At 66.3% G+C, this 16,132-nt stretch carries 18 protein-coding genes; 16 read left to right on the plus strand and 2 right to left on the minus strand.

Going from position 1 to position 16,132, the window contains the following annotated elements:
* A partial coding sequence (gene rho / locus QN345_RS07635) for a transcription termination factor Rho (RefSeq protein ID WP_323508545.1) occupies positions 1 to 1,708 on the plus strand: 1,708 nt, incomplete at its 5' end.
* Entirely contained in the window at positions 1,708 to 2,787 is a 1,080-nt protein-coding gene (prfA, locus tag QN345_RS07640; protein ID WP_134448141.1) for a peptide chain release factor 1, read from the plus strand. The genes rho and prfA, both read left to right, overlap by 1 nt.
* Positions 2,788 to 2,898: 111 nt before the next feature.
* On the opposite strand, the gene epsC is transcribed toward prfA, so the two are convergent.
* Both epsC and cysK read right to left on the minus strand, forming a co-directional pair.
* Entirely contained in the window at positions 2,899 to 3,480 is a 582-nt protein-coding gene (gene epsC / locus QN345_RS07645) for a serine O-acetyltransferase EpsC (protein WP_134558685.1), read from the minus strand.
* A 27-nt stretch (positions 3,481 to 3,507) separates the two neighbouring features.
* Complete coding sequence (gene cysK / locus QN345_RS07650; protein WP_134448145.1) at positions 3,508 to 4,446, minus strand: cysteine synthase A; 939 nt, start codon at positions 4,444 to 4,446, stop codon at positions 3,508 to 3,510.
* A gap of 133 nt (positions 4,447 to 4,579) precedes the next feature.
* Here cysK and prmC point away from each other — a divergent pair, with 133 nt between their 5' ends.
* The 14 genes from prmC to QN345_RS07720 form a co-directional block, all read left to right on the plus strand.
* Positions 4,580 to 5,494, plus strand: coding sequence for a peptide chain release factor N(5)-glutamine methyltransferase (gene prmC, locus QN345_RS07655; protein ID WP_370294889.1), 915 nt, complete (start codon positions 4,580 to 4,582; stop codon positions 5,492 to 5,494).
* A 48-nt stretch (positions 5,495 to 5,542) separates the two neighbouring features.
* Positions 5,543 to 6,337: an L-threonylcarbamoyladenylate synthase gene (locus tag QN345_RS07660; protein ID WP_322140693.1), complete on the plus strand. Its 795-nt coding sequence runs from the start codon at positions 5,543 to 5,545 to the stop codon at positions 6,335 to 6,337.
* Between the two features lie 2 nt (positions 6,338 to 6,339).
* Positions 6,340 to 7,563: an MraY family glycosyltransferase gene (locus QN345_RS07665; RefSeq protein WP_134448150.1), complete on the plus strand. Its 1,224-nt coding sequence runs from the start codon at positions 6,340 to 6,342 to the stop codon at positions 7,561 to 7,563.
* On the plus strand, positions 7,560 to 8,036 hold the full coding sequence (locus tag QN345_RS07670) for a hypothetical protein (RefSeq protein ID WP_134448155.1): 477 nt from the start codon (positions 7,560 to 7,562) through the stop codon (positions 8,034 to 8,036). The genes QN345_RS07665 and QN345_RS07670 overlap by 4 nt, the downstream gene beginning before the upstream one ends.
* Before the next feature lie 175 nt (positions 8,037 to 8,211).
* A complete protein-coding gene (gene atpB / locus QN345_RS07675) occupies positions 8,212 to 9,000 on the plus strand; it encodes a F0F1 ATP synthase subunit A (RefSeq protein WP_134448157.1) in 789 nt (262 codons plus the stop codon).
* Between the two features lie 48 nt (positions 9,001 to 9,048).
* Positions 9,049 to 9,285 (plus strand): ATP synthase F0 subunit C, encoded by a 237-nt coding sequence (gene atpE / locus QN345_RS07680; RefSeq protein ID WP_134448159.1) that lies wholly within the window; start codon positions 9,049 to 9,051, stop codon positions 9,283 to 9,285.
* 33 nt (positions 9,286 to 9,318) lie between these two features.
* Positions 9,319 to 9,867, plus strand: a complete 549-nt coding sequence (locus QN345_RS07685; RefSeq protein ID WP_134558703.1) for a F0F1 ATP synthase subunit B — start codon at positions 9,319 to 9,321, stop codon at positions 9,865 to 9,867.
* Positions 9,867 to 10,664: a F0F1 ATP synthase subunit delta gene (locus QN345_RS07690; RefSeq protein ID WP_134448161.1), complete on the plus strand. Its 798-nt coding sequence runs from the start codon at positions 9,867 to 9,869 to the stop codon at positions 10,662 to 10,664. Before QN345_RS07685 ends, QN345_RS07690 begins: the two co-directional genes overlap by 1 nt.
* 87 nt (positions 10,665 to 10,751) lie before the next feature.
* Positions 10,752 to 12,389, plus strand: a complete 1,638-nt coding sequence (gene atpA / locus QN345_RS07695) for a F0F1 ATP synthase subunit alpha (protein ID WP_134448325.1) — start codon at positions 10,752 to 10,754, stop codon at positions 12,387 to 12,389.
* 51 nt (positions 12,390 to 12,440) lie between these two features.
* Complete coding sequence (locus QN345_RS07700; protein WP_134448163.1) at positions 12,441 to 13,343, plus strand: F0F1 ATP synthase subunit gamma; 903 nt, start codon at positions 12,441 to 12,443, stop codon at positions 13,341 to 13,343.
* Between the two features lie 18 nt (positions 13,344 to 13,361).
* Positions 13,362 to 14,825, plus strand: coding sequence for a F0F1 ATP synthase subunit beta (gene atpD / locus QN345_RS07705; RefSeq protein ID WP_134448164.1), 1,464 nt, complete (start codon positions 13,362 to 13,364; stop codon positions 14,823 to 14,825).
* Between the two features lie 2 nt (positions 14,826 to 14,827).
* The gene (locus QN345_RS07710; RefSeq protein ID WP_134448166.1) at positions 14,828 to 15,094 is read left to right on the plus strand and encodes a F0F1 ATP synthase subunit epsilon; all 267 of its coding nucleotides are present in this window, start codon (positions 14,828 to 14,830) and stop codon (positions 15,092 to 15,094) included.
* Positions 15,095 to 15,111: 17 nt separating this feature from the next.
* Positions 15,112 to 15,882 (plus strand): peroxide stress protein YaaA, encoded by a 771-nt coding sequence (locus QN345_RS07715; RefSeq protein ID WP_322136263.1) that lies wholly within the window; start codon positions 15,112 to 15,114, stop codon positions 15,880 to 15,882.
* Positions 15,883 to 15,929: 47 nt separating this feature from the next.
* On the plus strand, positions 15,930 to 16,132 hold a 203-nt coding region (locus QN345_RS07720), incomplete at its 3' end, for a lactate/malate family dehydrogenase (RefSeq protein ID WP_416347652.1).

Below are 16,132 nucleotides of genomic sequence, written 5' to 3' on the forward strand. Positions count from 1 at the left end.
CACGGACACCGACACGGACTCCGACGAGTCCACCGAGCAGGCCGAACAGCCGCGCCAGGGTCGCAACCGTAATCGCAACCGGGGCGGCAACCAGAACCAGGCGGGCGGCGAGCAGGACGACAACTCCCGTCAGCAGAACGGCCGCCAGTCGAACCGCAACCAGAACCAGCAGACCCAGAACGCCGAGCGCGGCCAGGACAACCAGGACCGCAACCAGGACCGCAATCAGGACCGCAACCAGGACCGCAACAACGCGGCGCAGCAGGACCGGAACAACCAGTCCCAGCAGGACCGCAACCAGGACCGCCAGGCGCAGCAGGACCGCAACCAGCAGGACCGCCAGGCCCAGCAGGAGCGCAACCAGGAACGTAACCAGGAACGCAACCAGGACCGTCAGGCCCAGCAGCAGGAGCGCGGCCAGCAGGACCGCAACCAGCAGGACCGTGGCCAGGACGACGACCTGAACAGCCGCAGCAACCGCAACCGGTTCCGTGACCGCAAGCGCCGCGGCGTCACCGCCGGCGACGACTTCGAGCCCGAGCTGAACGACGACGACGTGCTGATCCCCGTCGCCGGCATCCTCGACGTCCTCGACAACTACGCGTTCGTGCGCACCTCCGGCTACCTGCCCGGTGCGAGCGACGTGTACGTCTCCCTCGGCCAGGTCAAGAAGTACAACCTGCGGAAGGGTGACGCCGTCGTCGGTTCCATCCGCCAGCCGCACGAGGGCGACCAGAACGGCCGCCAGAAGTACAACGCGATCGTCAAGGTCGACTCGATCAACGGCCTGTCCGTCGAGGAAGCCGCCAATCGCGTCGAGTTCCAGAAGCTCACCCCGCTGTACCCGCAGGAGCGTCTCCGCCTCGAGACCGAGCCCGGCAAGCTCACCCAGCGCATCATCGACCTCGTCGCCCCGATCGGGAAGGGCCAGCGCGGCCTCATCGTCGCGCCGCCCAAGGCCGGCAAGACCATCGTCATGCAGCAGATCGCGAACGCCATCGCTACCAACAACCCCGAGGTCCACCTCATGGTCGTGCTGGTCGATGAGCGGCCGGAAGAGGTCACCGACATGCAGCGCACGGTCAAGGGTGAGGTCATCGCCTCCACCTTCGACCGCCCGGCCGAGGACCACACCACGGTCGCCGAGCTCGCCATCGAGCGTGCCAAGCGCCTCGTGGAACTCGGACACGACGTCGTCGTGCTCCTCGACTCGATCACGCGACTCGGGCGGGCGTACAACCTGACCGCGCCGCCGTCGGGCCGGATCCTCTCCGGTGGAGTCGACGCATCCGCCCTGTACCCGCCCAAGCGCTTCTTCGGCGCCGCGCGCAACATCGAGAACGGTGGCTCGCTCACCATCCTCGCGTCCGCGCTCGTCGAGACCGGCTCCAAGATGGACGAGGTCATCTTCGAGGAGTTCAAGGGCACCGGCAACATGGAGCTGCGCCTCTCGCGCCAGCTCGCCGACAAGCGGATCTTCCCGGCGGTCGATGTCAACGCATCGGGAACCCGTCGTGAAGAAATGCTGATGAGCTCGGACGAGGTCAAGGTCACCTGGAAGCTCCGTCGTGCGCTTGCCGGACTCGACCAGCAGCAGGCACTCGAGGTCGTCCTCGGTCGCCTCAAGGAGACGTCCTCCAACGTGGAGTTCCTCATGCAGGTTCAGAAGTCGATGCCGTCCCTGAACGGGTCAGACAAGGACAAGTAATGTTCGAGTCTGTTCTGACTCTGCAGGCCGAATTCGACGAGCTGCAGTCTGAACTGGCCGACCCGGAGTTGCACTCCAACCCGGCCCGTTCGAAGAAGGTCAACCGGCGCTACGCCGAGCTGAGCCGTATCATCGCGGCCTGGAACGAGTGGAAAGAAATCGGTGAGAACCTCGACGCCGCCCGGGAGCTCGCGGAGGAGGACTCGTCCTTCGCCGAGGAGATCCCCGGGCTCGAGGTCCAGCTCGAGGACACCTCCGCGAAGCTGCGCCGTCTGCTCATCCCACGCGATGAGCTCGACGCCCGCGACGTGATCATGGAGATCAAGATGGGGGAGGGCGGTGCGGAGTCCGCACTGTTCGCCGCCGACCTGCTCCGGATGTACCTGCACTACGCCGAGTCGAAAAAGTGGAAAACCGAGATCATCGAGCAGACCACGAGCGACCTCGGCGGTATCAAGGACATCCAGCTCGCGATCAAGAGCAACACCAACGACCCCGCTGAGGGCGTCTGGGCGCACCTCAAGTACGAGGGCGGCGTGCACCGCGTCCAGCGGGTGCCGGCGACCGAGTCGCAGGGACGCATCCACACCTCTGCGGCGGGCGTGCTCGTGTTTCCAGAGGTCGATGAGCCCGAAGAAGTCGAGATCAACCACAACGACCTCAAGATCGACGTCTACCGGTCGAGCGGCCCCGGCGGCCAGTCCGTCAACACGACGGACTCCGCGGTGCGCATCACCCACCTTCCGACCGGAATCGTGGTCGCGATGCAGAACGAGAAGAGCCAGCTGCAGAACAAGGAAGCCGGGATGCGCGTCCTGCGCGCCCGCGTCCTCGCCCGGCAGCAGGAAGAGATCGACGCGGCCGCGTCCCTGGTCCGCAAGGGCCAGATCCGCACGATGGACCGGTCAGAGCGCATCCGCACGTACAACTTCCCGGAGAACCGTATCGCCGACCACCGCACCGGCTACAAGGCGTACAACCTCGACACCGTGATGAACGGCGCCCTCGACGCCGTCATCGAGTCCTGCATCCTCGCGGACGAGGCCACCCGCCTCGCCGAAATCGGGGACCACGACTAACCGGTTTCGCGCTCGAGTGTCGCAGAAGATGCCCAGAATCGCCGGTCGAACGGCGATTCTGGGCATTTCTGGTGACTCTGGTCGGCGGCGGCGGCAGATGCCGCGAGCCGGCTAGTCCTCGTCGGAGACCGGGAGACCGCGCGCGCCCTCGATCGTCTGCGCGCGCACCGGCTGGATCGTCGCGGGGATGCCGAGCAGCAGGGACTTCGGCGGGGCGTCCCTCGTGACGACGGCGTTCGCGCCGATCGTGCTCCAGGCGCCGATCGTGATCGGACCGAGCACCTTCGCGCCCGCGCCGATCGTGACGCCATCGCCGAGGGTGGGATGCCGCTTCTCACCGCGGACGACGCCGTGCCGGGTCTTCCCGCCGAGAGTGACGCCGTGATAGAGCATCACGTCGTCGCCCACATCGGCGGTTTCCCCGATCACGACGCCCATGCCGTGGTCGATGAACAACCGGCGCCCGATCCGGGCGCCGGGGTGGATCTCGATCCCGGTGAGGAACCGGGTGAACTGGGAGACCAGCCGGGCGGGCAGGTACAACCCGGCCACCCACATCCGGTGCGCGATGCGGTACGACCAGACGGCGTGCAGCCCGCTGTACGCGAGGAAGACCTCCACGTTGCTGCGGGCTGCCGGGTCGTGGGCGCGCGCCATCGCCATGTCCTCACGGATGCGTGAAATGACTCCCATGTCGGTTTTCAGTTGTTCCCGTTCTTGTTAGTCGAGCAGGTCCTCATACAGCACGGTGGAGATGTAACGCTCTCCGAAGCTCGGGAGGATGGCGACGATGGTCTTGCCGGCGTTCTCCGGCTTCTTCGCCTGCTCGATGGCCGCCCAGACGGCGGAGCCGCCCGAGATGCCGGAAAGGATTCCCTCGTCGGTCGCGAGTGCGCGAGCGGTGGTGAGGGAATCGGCGAGGGTGACATCGGTCACCTCATCGTAGAGGTCGGTGTCGAGAACGGACGGGATGAAGTTCGCGCCGATGCCCTGGATCTTGTGCGGACCCGGCTTGCCGCCGGTGAGGATCGGGGAGTCGATCGGCTCGACGCCGACGATGTGCACGGAGGGCTTGCGTTCCTTGAGCAGTCGTCCGGCGCCCGTGATGGTGCCGCCGGTGCCGATGCCCGCGACGAAGATGTCGACGGCGCCTTCGGTGTCGTCCCAGATCTCAACGCCGGTCGTCGCGAAGTGGATCGCCGGGTTGGCGGGGTTGTCGAACTGACGGGCGAGAATCGCACCGGGCGTGTTCGCGACGATCTCTTCGGCCTTCTCGACGGCGCCGCGCATGCCGGCGGCCCCCGGGGTCAGCACGATCTCGGCGCCATAGGCGCGAAGGAGGACGCGGCGTTCCTTGCTCATGGTCTCCGGCATCGCCAGGATGACCTTGTAGCCGCGGGCCGCTCCGACGAGCGCGAGCGCGATGCCGGTGTTGCCGCTCGTGCCCTCGACGATGGTGCCGCCGGGCAGGAGTTCGCCGGAGGCCTCTGCGGCGTCGACGATCGCGATGCCGATCCGGTCCTTGACGCTCGCGGAGGGGTTGTAGAACTCGAGCTTGACGAGCACGGTCGCGTCGAGGCCCGCCGTGAGGCGGTTGAGCTTGACCAGCGGTGTCCCTCCAACTGCCTTGGTGATGTCGGAGTAGATGCGTGCGGTCATCGCAGTGCCTTTCGGTCGGGTCATCGGGTCATTCGGATCGGGAACCTCGCTCAGCCTACGGCTCCGGCATTGGGAGAGCGCGCTTCATTACGTTACATTCCAAGGTGTGACAACTGAAGACGACGACCATTCCATTCCCGGCACTTTTTCCGCCCCCGACGCGGGCGAAGCGGTCCCGGACGCGGTGGACACGATCCGTGCCCGCACCATCGGCATCCTCGCCGCCGCGGGCATCGCCGACCCCGAGGTCGACGCCGACCTCCTGATCGGCCACGTGCTCGGCCGGAGCCGCGGAGAGGTGCAGGCCGCCGTCATCCTTCGCACCGGTGTCACGTCGGCGGATGCCGCCGCTATCGACGTCCTCGTCTCTCGCCGCGCCCTGCGCGAACCGCTGCAGCACATCACCGGGCGAGCCCCGTTCCGGTCGATCGAACTCCTCGTCGGCCCGGGCGTCTTCGTACCCCGACCCGAGACCGAGCAGGTGGCCCAGTTCGCGATCGACGCCCTCCGCTCCGTGCCCGACCCTGACCCGATCGGCGTGGACCTCGGCACCGGGAGCGGCGCGATCGCGCTCTCCCTCGCCGTCGAAGTGCCGAACGCGCGGATCTGGGCCGTCGAGAACTCGCCGGAGGCCTTCGCCTGGACGACCCGCAACTTCACGGCGGTGAACGCGGCCAATGCGACCCTCGTCTTCGGCGACCTCGCAGACACGGGCATCCTCGCCGAACTCGACGGCACCGTCGCCGTCCTGATCTCGAACCCTCCCTATATACCGGCGGATGCCGTGCCGCGCGACCCCGAGGTGCGTCTCTTCGATCCCGCGCACGCACTCTTCGGCGGGGCGGACGGCCTCGACGTCGTCCGGCACGTCTCGCAGACGGCCCTGCGCCTGCTGCGCCCCGGCGGAGTGCTCGTGATCGAGCACGGCGAACTGCAGGGCGCCGACATCCGTGCCCTGCTGACCGGCGACGGCTGGCGCGCGACCGCGACCCACCGCGACTACACCACCCGCGACCGGGCGACCACGGCCATCCGCCCTACGCCCTGACCCCCACTCCCAGCCTTGGGAAACACCCCTGCACTAGAATTGGGCGCAATGACACGCATCTACGACTGCACGGTTGTCTCGGACTACGCAACCGGCATGAGACTGGCACGCTCGGCGATCGCTCGCGGCGCGCTCGTCGTCATCCCCACCGACACGGTCTACGGCCTTGCCGCCGACGCGTTCAGCCCAGAGGCCGTGCAACGCCTGCTCGACGCGAAGGGCCGCGGCCGGCAGTCGCCGCCGCCCGTGTTGATTCCGGGTATCGGCACCCTCGACGCGCTCGCGGTCAATATTCCTCAGCCCGTGCGGGAGCTCGTCGCGGAATTCTGGCCGGGCGGGCTGACTGTGGTGCTCCACGCCCAGCCCTCCCTGGTCTGGGACCTCGGCGACACCCGCGGCACCGTCGCCCTGCGGATGCCGAGCAACCCGATCGCCCTCGACCTCCTCGCCGACACCGGCCCCCTCGCCGTCTCGAGTGCTAATACGAGCGGCCTGCCGTCAGCGGTCGACGCGGCGACCGCCGCCGAGATGCTCGGCGAGAGCGTCGAGGTCTACCTCGACGGGGGAGTGGCCGGCACCGGCTACGAGCCGATCGGCGACCGGGCCGGCGACACCTCCTCGACGATCATCGATGCGACCGGCTTCCACACCAATGGCGGCAAGCTCGTGATCGTGCGGAAGGGCGTGATCTCCCGGGAGGCCCTCGCAGCCGTCGTCGGCGACGCGCTCGCACCGGAAGGCTTCGTCGCCCCCGTTGCCGCGACTCCGCAGGACGAGGTGCCCGCAGCATCCGCCCGCGAAGACGCGACCGGCGATTCGACCGAAACGGATGTCGCGGGCTAGCCATGACCGTATTCGTCCTGCTGGCCATCGTCTCGGCTGTTGTCACGGCCGTCCTCTCCTGGGTCGTGCTCAAGGTCAGCCACCGCTACAAGATCTATCCGAAGATCCGCCTGCGGGACGTGCACACCCGGCCGACCCCCCGGCTCGGCGGGGTCGCCATCTTCTTCGGCGTTGTCGCGGCCTTCGGGGTCGCCTACCTCATCTCCGCCCAGTTCGCGCCGCTCCGGCTTGTCTTCTCCGATCCTGAGCAGATCCTCGCCATTGTCGGCGCCGCCCTGATGATCGTGCTGCTGGGCGTCGCGGACGACCTCTGGGACCTCGACTGGATGACCAAACTCGCCGGCCAGTTCATCGCGGCAGGGCTCGTCGCCTGGCAGGGCGTCCAGGTGCTCTCCCTCCCGATCGGCGGGCTCACCGTCGGCTCCTCGTGGATGTCGATCCTGATCACCGTCTTCGTGATCGTGCTCGTGATGAACATGATCAACTTCATCGACGGCCTCGACGGCCTCGTCGCCGGGGTCGCCCTCATCGCCAACGGCGTCTTCTTCATCTACAGCTACCTGCTCGTACGGGACACCTCCCCGAGCAACTACTTCAACCTCGCCTCGGTGATCGCCGCGATCCTCGTGGGTGCCTGCATCGGCTTCCTGCCGCTCAACTGGCGTCCCGCCAAGATCTTCATGGGCGACTCCGGCTCCATGCTCGTCGGCCTCCTGATGGCGACCTCGGCGATCGCGATCACCGGCCAGGTCGACCCGACCGCGGTGAACCGGTCCCAGCTCTTTCCCGCGTTCATCCCCATTCTGTTGCCGTTCGCGATCCTGATCATCCCGCTGCTCGATTTCGCACTCGCCGTGTTCCGCCGGGTGCGCGCGGGCAAGTCCCCGTTCAGCGCCGACCGGAAGCACCTGCACCACCGGCTGCTCGACATGGGGCACTCGCACCTGCACGCCGTGCTGATCTTCTACGGCTGGACGGCCGCCGTAGCCGTCGGTTGCCTGCTCTATTTCGTGTTGCCCGTCTACTTCGGCGTGCAGACCTGGTGGGCGACGATCTTCCTGATCTGCGCCCTGGTCGCCTGCACGATCGTGACCCTCGCGCCGCTCAGCCGCTCCAAGAAGATCGAAGCGGCCACCCAGCTTGCCCACCCAGCCACCCTTCCCCACGACATCGTGAAGCTCGATCGCCTCGACGAGGCATCGACGCAAGCCGAGGAGCACGTATGAGCGCCACCCAGCCAGCCGGATCCCTGCAGCCGACGTCCAACCGGGTGTTCCGCAGCATCCTCGTCTACGGCGGCTACCTCGCCGGCGGCATCGCCGTGGTCGGGATGATCGCCGGCGGGCTCGCCGCCGGCGGCATCGGAGTGCTCAGCGCCCTGATCGGCACCGGGATGGCGCTCGTGTTCATGGGGATCACGGCAGGCAGCATCCTGATCGCCAACCGCTTCGCCGGGACCGCAGCCGCCGTCGGCGCGTTCTTCGGAATCGTCCTGGGCGGCTGGCTGCTCAAATTCGTGATCTTCCTCGTGCTCGTCGTGCTGCTCAAGGGGCAGCCCTGGGTGCAGCCGGTCGTGCTGTTCCTGAGTATCATCGCCGGCGTCATCGGATCCCTGATCGTCGACGTGGTGGTCATCCGCAAGAGCCGCGTTCCGTACGTGAGTGATCTGCCCCGCAGCGGAGAACAGAAAAACCGATGAATATTCACCCGCAGGATTCGGCCCGAGGTGGGTTTCTTGGTAGGGTAATGACCGGTTCGCCCCGCAGCGCTGCTTTTGTCGTGCTCGACGTTCCGACCCATTTTTCGTCTTCGCGAGAGCAGAGCTCCCCGCCCCGAACCAGGAGAAAGCGCTGCTAGAAACCGCCGTAAACCTGATGCTCCCGTTGGCTACCGGCGACGGTACCTTCCAAGGTCCATCCATCAATGAGTTCTTCCCCGAGGGCGTCTTCTTCGTGGGGACGCCATTCGAGATCAACCGGATCATGCTCATCCGCTTCATTGCGATGGCCGCCCTGATCCTGCTCTTCTGGCTCGGCACGCGCCGCATGAAGGTCGTACCGACCCGGCTGCAGAGCCTCGTGGAGATGGGCCTCGACTTCGCCAGGGTCAACATCGCGGAAAGCATCCTCGGCAAGAAGGAGGGCAAGCGTTTCCTGCCTCTCCTCACGACGATCTTCTTCCTCGTGCTGTTCATGAACCTCACCGGACCGATCCCGTTCTTCAACATCGCGGGCACGTCGGTGATCGGCGTTCCGCTGCTCCTCGCCGTCATCTCGTACTGCACCTTCATCTACGCCGGCCTCAAGAAGAACCCGGGCAATTTCGTCCGGAACTCGCTCTTCCCGCCCGGCGTGCCGAAGGCGCTCTACATCATCGTGACGCCGATCGAGTTCATCTCGACCTTCCTCGTGCGCCCGGTCACGCTGACCCTGCGACTGCTGATGAACATGATCGTCGGCCACCTGCTGCTGGTGCTGTTCTTCACGGCGACCCAGTTCTTCTTCTTCACGGCCGATGGAGCCTTCAAGCTCTTCGGTGCGGGCACCCTCGTCTTCGGACTCGCGTTCACCCTCTTCGAGGTGCTGATCGCCGTGCTCCAGGCGTATATCTTCGCCCTGCTCACCGCCGTTTACATCCAGCTCGCGGTGGCTGAAGAACACTAACCTCGAACCCGGCACTCGCCGTATTCGTCACAACGGAAGGAAACAAACGTGGACGCAACTACCGTTCTCGCGGCAATCTCAGGAAACATCGCCACTGTCGGTTACGGCCTCGCCGCAATCGGCCCGGCAATCGGCGTGGGTATCGTCGTCGGCAAGACCATCGAGGGCGTTGCTCGTCAGCCCGAACTGGCCGGCCAGCTCCAGGTCCTGATGTACATCGGCATCGCCTTCACCGAGGCGCTCGCGTTCATCGGTATCGCAACGTACTTCATCTTCACGTCCTAATCGTCCTCTTTTTCACCTAGATATGGAGGCATGATGCTTCACGCAGTAATTGCAGCCGCCGCGGAAGAGGCGCACAACCCGCTCCTTCCCGCATGGCCGGACATCATTTGGTCCGCGGTGTGCTTTGTCGTGATTCTGTTCTTCTTCTGGAAGCTCATCCTTCCGAGGATGCAGAAGATGCTCGACGACCGTGCTGAGGCCATCGAGGGCAACATCGCCAAGGCGGATGACGCCCAGCGCAAGGCCGAGGCCGCTCTCGAGCAGTACACGGCCCAGCTCGCCGACGCCCGTGCGGAAGCAGGCAAGATCCGCGACGTAGCCCGTGCGGACGGCCAGAAGATCATCTCCGAACTCAAGGAGCAGGCCGGCGCTGAGGCGGCCCGCATCACCGCGAGTGCCAAGGCCCAGATCGAAGCGGAACGTCAGGCGGCAGTCCTGTCCCTCCGTGCCGAAGTCGGCACCCTGGCCATCGACCTCGCGTCCGGTGTCATCGGCGAAAGCCTGACGGACGACGCGAAGGCGAGTGCCATCGTCGACCGTTTCCTGGCCGACCTTGAGGCCTCGGAGAAAGCAGCTAAGTAATGGGAAGCGCCACCAGGGAAGCTTTGGCCTCAACGAGGGCGGTTCTCGCCGCCCACGGCCGAACGACCGATCTCGCAACGGGCGAAGGCCTGCTCGACTCCGGCCGTGTCATCGGCGACTCTGCGCAGCTGCTGTCTGCCCTGGTCGATCCCGCCGCGGATGCCGCAGCCAAGGCGGCACTCGTTGCCGCCGTGTTCTCGGCGAAACTGACCCCCACGGCACTGGACCTGCTCCAGTCGGTGGCCGCCGCGCGCTGGTCGAGTCACTCCGACCTGCTCGCCGGCATCGAAGAACTGGGGCTGCGGGCCGTTGCGGCCTCTGCCCCGGTCGCGGGTGCCGTGGAAGCGGAATTGTTCGAATTCGGAACGGCCGTCGCGTCGAACGGTGAACTCGAACTGGCACTTGCCTCGAAGCTCGGCGCGGTCAGCGCCAAGGTCGGGCTCATCGATTCCCTGCTCACCGGCAAGGTTTCGGAACAGACCCTCGTGATCGTGCGCCACCTCGTGCAGCAGCCCCGCGGCCGTCGCATCGGTGCACTCCTGCGTTTCTCCGCGACAATCGTCGCGGACGAGGGCGGCACCGCGATTGCGACCGTCTCGACGGCCGAGCTACTGAGTTCCGCACAGCTGGAGCGCCTGCGCACCAGCCTCACGGCACGATACGGACGTACGCTGACGATCAACCAGGTCATCGACCGCTCCCTTGTCGGCGGTGTCCGCGTGCAGATCGGTGACGACGTCATCGACGGCACCATCGCCACCCGCCTCAAGGATTTGAGACTCCAGCTTGCCGGCTGACCTCTGGTCAGACGGAACAGAAAAACCACGAGCGGCAACGCTTCGTTCAAGACAGAACCTGTACAGCCGTACGGGAAAGGGAAGATGATGGCAGAACTAACGATCAGCCCCGATGAGATCCGCGATGCTCTCCAGGACTTCGTCAAGTCCTACGAGCCGAGCAAGACCGCGACCGCGGAGGTCGGCTACGTCACGACAGCCGGCGACGGTATCGCCCACGTCGAGGGCCTGCCCAGCGTGATGGCCAACGAGCTCATCAAGTTCGCCGATGGCACCCTGGGCCTCGCCCAGAACCTCGACGAAGACGAGATCGGTGTTGTCGTGCTCGGCGAGTTCGCCGGCATCGTCGAAGGCATGGAGGTGCACCGCACCGGAGAGGTGCTCTCCGTTCCCGTCGGCGACGGCTACCTCGGTCGCGTCGTGGACCCGCTCGGCGCCCCGATCGACGGCCTCGGCCCGATCGAGAGCGAAGGCCGTCGTGCCCTCGAGCTGCAGGCGCCCGGCGTCATGGACCGCAAGTCCGTGCACGAGCCGATGCAGACCGGCATCAAGGCGATCGACGCGATGATCCCGATCGGCCGCGGACAGCGCCAGCTCATCATCGGTGACCGCCAGACCGGCAAGACCGCCATCGCGATCGACACCATCATCAACCAGAAGGCCAACTGGGCCTCGGGAGACGTGAACAAGCAGGTTCGCTGCATCTACGTCGCCATCGGCCAGAAGGGCTCCACGATCGCCGCCGTCAAGGGCGCGCTCGAGGATGCCGGCGTGATGGAGTACACGACCATCGTCGCCTCCCCGGCGTCCGACCCGGCCGGCTTCAAGTACCTCGCGCCGTACACCGGTTCGGCAATCGGCCAGCACTGGATGTACGCGGGCAAGCACGTCCTCATCATCTTCGACGACCTGTCCAAGCAGGCGGAGGCCTACCGCGCCGTTTCGCTGCTGCTGCGTCGTCCGCCGGGACGCGAAGCGTACCCCGGCGATGTGTTCTACCTGCACTCCCGTCTGCTCGAGCGTTGCGCCAAGCTGTCCGACGCGCTCGGCGCGGGATCGATGACCGGCCTGCCGATCATCGAGACCAAGGCGAACGACGTGTCTGCGTACATCCCGACCAACGTGATCTCGATCACCGACGGCCAGATCTTCCTGCAGTCCGACCTCTTCAACGCCAACCAGCGTCCGGCGGTCGACGTGGGTATCTCGGTCTCGCGCGTCGGTGGCGATGCGCAGGTCAAGTCGATCAAGAAGGTCTCCGGAACGCTCAAGCTCGAACTGGCGCAGTACCGCTCGCTCGAAGCCTTCGCGATGTTCGCATCCGACCTCGACGCCGCCAGCCGTCGCCAGCTCGCCCGCGGCGCCCGCCTGACCGAGCTGCTCAAGCAGCCGCAGTACTCGCCGTATCCGGTCGAGGACCAGGTCGTCTCGATCTGGGCAGGCACGACCGGCAAGTTCGACGAGGTTCCCGTCGAGGACGTGCTCCGTTTCGAGCGTGGCCTCCTCGACCACCTCGGACGCAACACCGAGGTTTTGAAGACGCTGCGCGACACGAACGTGCTGAGCGATGAGACCGTTGAGATCCTCGAGCGTGAGGTCAGCGTCTTCAAGCGCGAATTCCAGACCGGTGAGGGCAAGCCGCTCGCCTCCGTCGGCAAGGAACAGTTCGAAGCGATCACCGCCGACGACGTGAACCAGGAAAAGATTGTCAAGCACCGCCGCTAACCCGCGCGCTGAGACAACCACTATTCACTGAGAAGGAAGCACAGGAGACACATGGGAGCGCAACTTCGGGTCTACCGGCAGAAGATCAAGTCTGCCCAGACGATGAAGAAGATCACTCGGGCCATGGAGTTGATTTCGGCCTCGCGCATTCAGAAGGCGAGGGCGAGGGTTTCGGCCTCGACTCCGTATTCGCAGTCGATCACCCGGGCGGTCTCGGCCGTCGCGACGTATTCCAACGTCGCGCACGTTCTGACCACCGAACCGGAGAAGATCGAGCGCGCCGCGGTCGTCATCTTCACGTCGGACCGAGGCCTCGCAGGAGCATTCAGTTCCCAGGTGCTGCGCGAAGCGGAGTCACTCAGCGAACTGCTGCGCAGCCAGGGCAAGGACGTCGTTTACTTCCTCGTCGGACGCAAGGCCGTCGCCTACTTCGGCTTCCGCCGGCGTGCGTCCGAGCGGGTCTGGACCGGCGGCACCGACCAGCCGCAGTTCGAGATCGCGCGGGAGATCAGCGAGTCGCTGCTCGAGACCTTCCTTCGCGATGCCGAAGACGGTGGCGTCGACGAGATTCACGTGGTGTTCAACCGCTTCGTGAGCATGGTCACCCAGGTGCCCCAGGTCGTCCGCCTGCTTCCCCTCGAGGTCGTCGAAGGCGTGGAGGAGCCCGGAGACGGGCAGGTCCTGCCGCTCTACGAATTCGAGCCGGACGTCGAGACGGTCCTGGACGCGCTCCTGCCGGTGTACATCGAGAGTCGCGTGTTCAACGCGATGCTCCAGTCGGCCGCCGCCGAGCACGCAGCACGCCAGAAGGCGATGCAGTCGGCCGCCGACAACGCCGACAAGTTGATCACGACCTTCACCCGGCTGTCCAACAACGCCAGGCAGACCGAGATCACCTCGCAGATTTCCGAGATCGTGGGTGGGGCCGATGCGCTCTCATCCGCCAAGAACTAAACCAGAGAAGAGAGAGCAATGACTGACATCGCAACCGCGCCAGTCCACGCGCCGGCCCCGACCGTTGCCGTCGGCCGGATCGCCCGCGTCACGGGCCCGGTCGTCGACATCGAGTTCGCGCACGACTCGATCCCGGGCATGTACAACGCACTGAAGACCACCATCGTCATCGGTGACGTCTCCACTGAGATCACCCTCGAGGTCGCCCTGCACCTCGGAGACGACCTGATCCGAGCGATCGCGCTGAACCCGACCGACGGCCTCGTCCGCGGCCAGGAGGTCCGGGACACCGGAGCTCCCATCATGGTTCCGGTCGGCGAGGTCACCAAGGGCCGCGTCTTCAACGCCATCGGTGAGGTGCTCAACGCCGAGCCCGGCGAGAAGATCGAGATCACGGAGCGCTGGCCCATCCACCGCAAGCCGCCGCCCTTCGACCAGCTCGAGGCCAAGACCCAGCTGTTCGAGACCGGCATCAAGGTCATCGACCTGCTCACGCCGTACGTCCTCGGCGGCAAGATCGGCCTCTTCGGTGGAGCCGGCGTCGGCAAGACCGTCCTGATCCAGGAAATGATCCAGCGCGTCGCGCAGGACCACGGCGGTGTCTCGGTGTTCGCCGGAGTCGGCGAGCGCACCCGTGAGGGCAACGACCTCATCAAGGAAATGGAAGAGGCCGGAGTCTTCGACAAGACCGCCCTCGTGTTCGGCCAGATGGACGAGCCGCCGGGAACGCGTCTCCGCGTCGCCCTCTCCGCGCTGACCATGGCCGAGTACTTCCGCGACGTCGCCAAGCAGGACGTGTTGCTCTTCATCGACAACATCTTCCGCTTCACCCAGGCCGGCTCCGAGGTGTCGACCCTGCTGGGTCGCATGCCGAGCGCCGTGGGCTACCAGCCGACCCTGGCCGACGAGATGGGCATCCTCCAGGAGCGCATCACCTCGACCCGTGGCCACTCGATCACGTCGCTGCAGGCCATCTACGTGCCCGCTGACGACTACACCGACCCGGCACCGGCGACGACCTTCGCCCACCTCGACGCCACGACCGAGCTGTCCCGCGAGATCGCGTCGAAGGGCCTCTACCCGGCCGTCGACCCGCTCACCTCGACCAGCCGTATCCTCGACCCCCGTTACCTGGGCGTCGACCACTACAACACGGCCGTCCGCGTCAAGGCGATCCTCCAGAAGAACAAGGAACTCCAGGAGATCATCGCGATCCTCGGTGTTGACGAACTCTCCGAGGAAGACAAGGTCACCGTTTCGCGGGCCCGTCGCATCCAGCAGTTCCTCTCGCAGAACACCTACATGGCGAAGAAGTTCACCGGTGTCGAGGGCTCGACGGTTTCGCTCAAGGACACCATCGAATCCTTCACCGCGATCGCCAATGGTGACTTCGACCACGTCGCCGAGCAGGCATTCTTCAACGTCGGTGGCATCTCCGACGTCGAAGAGAAGTGGGCGAAAATCCAGAAGGAGAACGACTAGCCATGGCAGGAGCCCCGCTCACCGTCAGCGTCGTCTCTGCCGACCAGGAAGTCTGGTCCGGCGAGGCGACCATGGTCGTCGCGCGCACCGTCGAAGGCCAGATCGGCATCCTGCCTGGCCACGAGCCGTTGCTCGCCATCCTGGCGAGCGGCGAAGTGCGCCTGACCCTGCCCGGCGGCGAGAAGATCGTCGCGCAGGCGGAGGACGGCTTCCTGTCGGTCGCCAACAACCAGGTCACGATCGTCGCGCGCAAAGCGGGGCTCGTCTAGCCGTGTCGATCTAGCCCGTGCTGCTCCTGCTGCCGCCTTCCGAGACGAAACGCACAGGCGGTACCGGCGAACCGCTCGATCTGAACCATCTCAGGTACCCGTCGCTGAACGCTCAGCGGCGGGTACTCGTGCGTGAGCTGCGCTCACTCGCCCGGCACCCCGAAGCCATGATGGCCGCCCTCAAGCTCGGCCGCACCCAGTCCGGCGAGGTCGCCCACAACCGGGCGCTCACAACCGCCCCGACGATGGCGGCCCTCGACCGGTACACCGGGGTGCTCTACGACGCGCTCGACGCCCAGACCCTGACCCTCGCCGACCGCGACTGGGCCGCGGCCCACGTGCTGGTCCACTCGGCCCTGTTCGGTCCGATCGGCGCCCTCGATCCGATTCCGGCCTACCGGCTGTCGACGACGAGCCGGCTGCCCGGCCTCGTGCTGAAGCAGCACTGGGGCCCGCGCATCGCGGCACTGCTCGCCCAGGAGTCCGGCCTCGTGCTCGACCTCCGCTCCGCGGGTTACGTCGCCCTCGGTGCCGCACCGGCCCGGGTCGGCTCGGTCGTGCTCCGCGTCGTGACGGAGACCCCCGACGGGCAGGTGCGCGCCCTCAACCACTTCAACAAGACCGCGAAGGGCCGGTTCACCCGTGCCCTGATCCGGAGCGCCCCCGAGCTCGCGACTGTCGACGACTTGCTGGACTGGGCTCCCGGCGCCGGCTTCACCCTGCGTGCGGCGGGGCCCGCCTCGCTCGAGCTTCTGGAAGACGCGCCGCTCGCCAGGGCCCTCGCCTGACGAACCCCGGCACCCGGCCGTATGCTGGCAGCGTGTCCACTCCAACGATGAATGTCACCGTAACCGGCGCCGGCGGCCAGATCGGCTACGCGCTGCTCTTCCGGATCGCGTCCGGCCAGATGTTCGGCCCGACGACCCCGGTCAACCTCCGGCTCCTCGAAATCCCGGCCGGGCTCGCTGCCGCGGCGGGGACGGCCCTCGAACTCGAGGACTGCGCCTTCCCACTGTTGCGGGACGTGATGGTGACGGA

The organism is Cryobacterium sp. 10I1 (assembly GCF_035019805.1).
Classification (GTDB): Bacteria; Actinomycetota; Actinomycetes; order Actinomycetales; family Microbacteriaceae; genus Cryobacterium; species Cryobacterium glucosi.

Bases quoted from the DNA above. Each gene is read 5' to 3' on its own strand.
- prfA (WP_134448141.1), top strand. From the start codon at position 1,708: ATGTTCGAGTCTGTTCTGACTCTGCAGGCCGAATTCGACGAGCTGCAG.
- epsC (WP_134558685.1), bottom strand. From the start codon at position 3,480: ATGGGAGTCATTTCACGCATCCGTGAGGACATGGCGATGGCGCGCGCC.
- cysK (WP_134448145.1), bottom strand. From the start codon at position 4,446: ATGACCGCACGCATCTACTCCGACATCACCAAGGCAGTTGGAGGGACA.
- QN345_RS07660 (WP_322140693.1), top strand. From the start codon at position 5,543: ATGACACGCATCTACGACTGCACGGTTGTCTCGGACTACGCAACCGGC.
- QN345_RS07665 (WP_134448150.1), top strand. From the start codon at position 6,340: ATGACCGTATTCGTCCTGCTGGCCATCGTCTCGGCTGTTGTCACGGCC.
- QN345_RS07670 (WP_134448155.1), top strand. From the start codon at position 7,560: ATGAGCGCCACCCAGCCAGCCGGATCCCTGCAGCCGACGTCCAACCGG.
- atpB (WP_134448157.1), top strand. From the start codon at position 8,212: ATGCTCCCGTTGGCTACCGGCGACGGTACCTTCCAAGGTCCATCCATC.
- QN345_RS07685 (WP_134558703.1), top strand. From the start codon at position 9,319: ATGCTTCACGCAGTAATTGCAGCCGCCGCGGAAGAGGCGCACAACCCG.
- QN345_RS07690 (WP_134448161.1), top strand. From the start codon at position 9,867: ATGGGAAGCGCCACCAGGGAAGCTTTGGCCTCAACGAGGGCGGTTCTC.
- atpA (WP_134448325.1), top strand. From the start codon at position 10,752: ATGGCAGAACTAACGATCAGCCCCGATGAGATCCGCGATGCTCTCCAG.
- QN345_RS07700 (WP_134448163.1), top strand. From the start codon at position 12,441: ATGGGAGCGCAACTTCGGGTCTACCGGCAGAAGATCAAGTCTGCCCAG.
- atpD (WP_134448164.1), top strand. From the start codon at position 13,362: ATGACTGACATCGCAACCGCGCCAGTCCACGCGCCGGCCCCGACCGTT.
- QN345_RS07710 (WP_134448166.1), top strand. From the start codon at position 14,828: ATGGCAGGAGCCCCGCTCACCGTCAGCGTCGTCTCTGCCGACCAGGAA.